Origin of the sequence: Nocardia sp. NPDC058518 (assembly GCF_042719655.1) — a bacterium.
Classification (GTDB): domain Bacteria; phylum Actinomycetota; class Actinomycetes; order Mycobacteriales; family Mycobacteriaceae; genus Nocardia.
Genome location: NZ_JBHXNJ010000030.1, coordinates 1,522 through 5,543, shown reverse-complemented (window position 1 = coordinate 5,543; position 4,022 = coordinate 1,522). Strand labels below are relative to the sequence as shown.

4 protein-coding genes are annotated in these 4,022 nt (G+C 64.3%); 1 reads left to right on the top strand and 3 read right to left on the bottom strand.

Annotation, left to right across the window (positions count from 1 at the left end):
* Positions 1–153: 153 nt before the first annotated feature.
* Both ACFWPX_RS33270 and ACFWPX_RS33265 read right to left on the bottom strand, forming a co-directional pair.
* Positions 154–957, bottom strand: coding sequence for a hypothetical protein (locus ACFWPX_RS33270; protein WP_378932097.1), 804 nt, complete (start codon positions 955–957; stop codon positions 154–156).
* 64 nt (positions 958–1,021) lie between these two features.
* Positions 1,022–1,954, bottom strand: coding sequence for a tyrosine-type recombinase/integrase (locus tag ACFWPX_RS33265; RefSeq protein WP_378932095.1), 933 nt, complete (start codon positions 1,952–1,954; stop codon positions 1,022–1,024).
* Between the two features lie 290 nt (positions 1,955–2,244).
* Here ACFWPX_RS33265 and ACFWPX_RS33260 point away from each other — a divergent pair, with 290 nt between their 5' ends.
* Positions 2,245–2,649 carry a hypothetical protein gene (locus ACFWPX_RS33260; protein WP_378932093.1) on the top strand — a complete coding sequence of 135 codons (405 nt, stop codon included), beginning with the start codon at positions 2,245–2,247 and terminating at the stop codon, positions 2,647–2,649.
* Between the two features lie 133 nt (positions 2,650–2,782).
* Here ACFWPX_RS33260 and ACFWPX_RS33255 read toward each other — a convergent pair whose 3' ends face one another.
* Complete coding sequence (locus ACFWPX_RS33255) at positions 2,783–3,256, bottom strand: hypothetical protein (RefSeq protein WP_378932091.1); 474 nt, start codon at positions 3,254–3,256, stop codon at positions 2,783–2,785.
* Positions 3,257–4,022 lie beyond the last annotated feature (766 nt).

Below are 4,022 nucleotides of genomic sequence, written 5' to 3'. Positions count from 1 at the left end.
CACCACCCACACCACAACCCCACCCCCCCCCCCCCCCCGCCCGCGCGCCCCCCCCAGTTTCAGTCTCTACTTAGCCGTGAGCTTTTCCCCGGCAGTGACGCGGGGTGAGCAGGCGCCTGGCATCAGCGTATCCAGGCGTGGGTGAGGGGGTGATCATGCCGCTGCTCCGTCATCACCCTCATCGGAGGTAGGAGGTGGCGTGCCTTCGACGACGCCGACGACCACCCATGAGCGCGCCTGGCTGTCCCACCGGAGGTGGACGCGGGTCAGTTCGTCAGGGCTTCGCCGAGCCAGCTGCGCGACTGCCTCAGCAGGAAGCTCTGCTGGACACTCGATTACCGAGTTGTACTCGACGTCATGCAGGACGACCCAGTCGCGCGTACCTTCCGAGTCAACCCGAATGGACCGAGGCGCCCTTGTGACGGCTCGCTTCATTGCCGAGAAAGTCTCCTCGCCGGCCTTACTGATTGCACCGCTGATGAACGCCCCCGCAAGTGCAAACACACTCACCATCGCGCTAGGGTCACCCAGGAAGGACATCAGATCCTGTCCGGGCTCGTAGGTGGCCGCAATCGAGGCGTCGACCATCGCGACCACTTCTGTCTCGGGAACGATGACCTGGAAATGGCGCACATGTCGGATCATGTCGCCTCCGACCGGGTTGCTGGTCGGAGCGACCGACCACAGGACGCGGACGTCAGCTCTTTTGCCTGGAGGTGTGAACTGCGCGAAGTCCGCACCAGTAATTCGCAGCCGTCGTGCAGCGCCGTCATGGTGGAAGGTCATCTCGACCACTTGTACTTCAAACGGGACCCGCCCGATAGGCGTAGGCGGCGTGGACGACACACCAAAAGTCACATCGTCTAGAACCCAGCCGACTCGAGAGAGACGGTCGATCATCTCCTCGGTTGTTCCCTCGAATGCGTCAAAGTCCGTGGGCCAAGCGATCTCGAACATGTACGAACGGTACGTGAGAAATGCATATGACCAGCTGGTGTCTGCGTCCCATTCGCCGAACTCGCTACCGTCGGTTGGTCTCTCGCTGCCGCCTGGCGGTGCGTATCTCGCAGTCGGCGACCTTGTCAGCGAGCAGCGTGTAGATCTGGGTCGTCTCGGTCGACGCGTGGCCCAGGCGTCGGCGCACCACCTCGATGGAGACACCGGAGTTGATCAGCTCGGTGGCGTGGGCATGGCGCAGTTGGTGGATCTCGATGTCGAGACCGGCGGCGGCGCAGTGTTTCTGCCACCGGTGATGGGCCGCTGAGTATGAGATCGGGCCGCCGCGACCGTTGATGCTGGCCCGGAACAGCGGCCCGGAGGTGTAGCCGGTCCGCGCGAGGTAGAGCTTGAGCAGGGCGACGTAGCCGCGGTCGTCGAGCAGCACGGTGCGCACCGACCCGCCCTTGCCGTGCAGGCGGATGTGCTCATCGTCGAGGGCGAGGTCGAGATCGTCGACGTAGAGCCCGCAGACTTCCTCGGCGCGAGCACCGCACCCGTAGAGCGTTTCGAACAGCACTCGGTCGCGCAGCACGTCGATCGGCAGGTTCTTGCGTGGGCGGCGTGAGCAGATCGAATCCAGCACCCGCGCAACGTCAGCGGCGGCGGCCGGGCGCGGGAGCCGCTTGGGCACGGTGATCGTGTCGACCTTGTCCATCGGGTTCGCGGCCAGGCGGTCGTGGCGCACCGCCCACCGGCAGAACGCGGAGACCGCGGCCCGCTTGCGTTTGCGGGTCGCCGGCGCCTGCTCGGTGATCCCGGACAGGAACGCGCGCACCGGTGCCACGTCCATCGCTGCGAGATCGCCGTCGACGTACTCGGCGAAGCCGGTCAGGTCACCGCGGTAGGCGCGGATCGTGTTGGTGGGTCGGTTGGCGTTGGCCAGATCGGTCAAGAAGTCGTCGATGTGGACTTCCATCGGCACGCCGACGAAGCGGTCTTCGAACTCGATCTCCATGACGCTCAACCCCTTCTCCGCGACGCCCGTGCCGTGCGTCGACGGAAGTTGCCCGATAACCAGGAATCGAACCCGTTGCGCCGCGCGCCGTCGCGGCAGCTCGCTCGTCCCGATCCTAGGCGATGTTGCCCGATAACCATAGTTATCGGGCAATAGCCCCGAGCTGCCTGGCGAGGCTGCGGTTTTATTTTTGCTCCGGGCTGCAGAATATTTGAATATAACGTGTCGCTTCGTGGTAACGTTTTATTCAAATAAAAAGCGCCAGATGCGCAGGGATTGAAGGGGCGGCCATGACGACCGAGACTGATCAGCTGGCATTGATTGTGGCCCGGTGCGATCAAGAGGGTGGCTACACGCTCGCGAACCTTCAGGAGTTGCGCGTCGCGCTCGGCTGGGGCCGACTGGGCAAGTGGGTCCTCGGCGACATTGCCGAAGCTCTCGAACACAACGGACTCGGCTACTTTCCTGAAGACACACTTACCCCCGAGGGCAACCCGGAACCGCGCCAGTGGCACGAGGTTTGGCTCTACCGCACGAACACCCCGCTAGCTCGCGTGGTCGGCATGCTGAAAAAGCCCGGCAGCGCCGCACAGGTCCGTGCGACCTTGGCCTCGATCCATTCCGAACCCGACGCCGGGAAAGTCCTGACTGCTGATCAGAAGCTTGACCGCATCCGCACCATCCTCGGTCACTGACCCTGACGACCGCGGATCTTGAACGCTCCGTCGGCTGGAACCTCGTCGCGGTCAACACCGCCGAAGGGACACCGACATTCCGGTTCAGCCGAGGCTGGTCGAGTCCGGGCTTGCCAGTGCCGGGTCCATCGATTCAGGCGCGCGGTCGGTCGGCGGGGGGTGGGGGGACAAACGGTTGCTCGACGGAGAGCATCCGGCGCCGATGTGTCCGGAAGTCGCTGCCGCCGGTGGAATCGATGGAAACCTCCCGAGCTGTGAGAACCCCCGCGTCGAGAAGCTCGGTGGTCCCGCTCAGCCGCGTGGTCTCCCCTAGACCGTGAAGGTCGTGAAAGCCCTTCTTGCTGAACCAGATCTCCTGTGACGAGGCGTCGTGGTTGTAGTGCGACAGAACGCACAGGTAGACCGCGAGGCCTGGCCCTTTCAGTTCTCCAATCAACCCTTGCGTCCAGAGCTGATGCGGCACCCGTACGTAGGACACATCGCCGTCGAGGTAGGGCAGCTCGTAACCTGCACCGCTCCCACTCTCGTCGAGCAATCGGACAGTGGGAGGTTGCCCGTTCTTTCCGCCTTCCATCGCCAAAAACCCTCGCTCATGCAACTCGTGCATGGCATTGAGGACTCGCCGTGCGCCGGCGGATCCTGGGTCCGGCAGACCCAGGAGCTCGGCCCACCACCGGGCCGGACGGGTGGAGTCATGAGGTGGCGCGGCGGCCACCCAGATGACCGACAGCAGCAGCGCAAGGCGGAGTTGTCCGCCACGACCGCCTCCCCCGCGTCGGCGCCCGTTCTCGTCGCGGTGGCGGCCGTTCATGATCGCGGAGATCGGGCTGGGTTCCCCGTTTGGGCCGGTATGGAGGAAATCTCGCCTCAGCGGGGCGCCGCGACGGTACCTCTCTTCGGTCTGGCGACCGTGGTGCCGACGAGCGGCTACACCTTTCGGCGCCCGCTCGTCGGCTGTGGACGGCGGGGGGTCGCCTACCTGGTCAGGCCGAGTCGCCAAACGCCGCCGCATAGTGTTTGGCATAGTGATGAGATTACATCATGCATTGCAGAGCAGCTAGGTATAGAACTGTATTCAGGTGGGGTACAGCATTGTGTTCCAGCGGGCAAATTGGCCAAAAGGTTGTCGGTCTGGCTGGGTGACGGCTAACGTCTGTGTAGCGAGGTTGGGGCCCGGAGGCATACGGAACCCGTTCGTTGGCCGAGTTCTCGGAGAGCGCCCTCTTTCGGCATCACGAGTCCTGGCATCGTTCGAAAAAAGCCTCGCTGAAGTGGGGGGGGGGGGGGGGGGGCCGCCGCCCCCGTGTTTTATGTGTTTATGTTTGGTGTGCGGCGGGCGGCGCCCGGGCGCCTCAGTATGTCACAGCGGGACA

Excerpts from the sequence above, each read along its gene's own strand:
- ACFWPX_RS33260 (WP_378932093.1), top strand. The coding sequence starts at position 2,245 with ATGACGACCGAGACTGATCAGCTGGCATTGATTGTGGCCCGGTGCGAT.
- ACFWPX_RS33255 (WP_378932091.1), bottom strand. The coding sequence starts at position 3,256 with ATGCACGAGTTGCATGAGCGAGGGTTTTTGGCGATGGAAGGCGGAAAG.
- ACFWPX_RS33265 (WP_378932095.1), bottom strand. The coding sequence starts at position 1,954 with ATGGAGATCGAGTTCGAAGACCGCTTCGTCGGCGTGCCGATGGAAGTC.
- ACFWPX_RS33270 (WP_378932097.1), bottom strand. The coding sequence starts at position 957 with ATGTTCGAGATCGCTTGGCCCACGGACTTTGACGCATTCGAGGGAACA.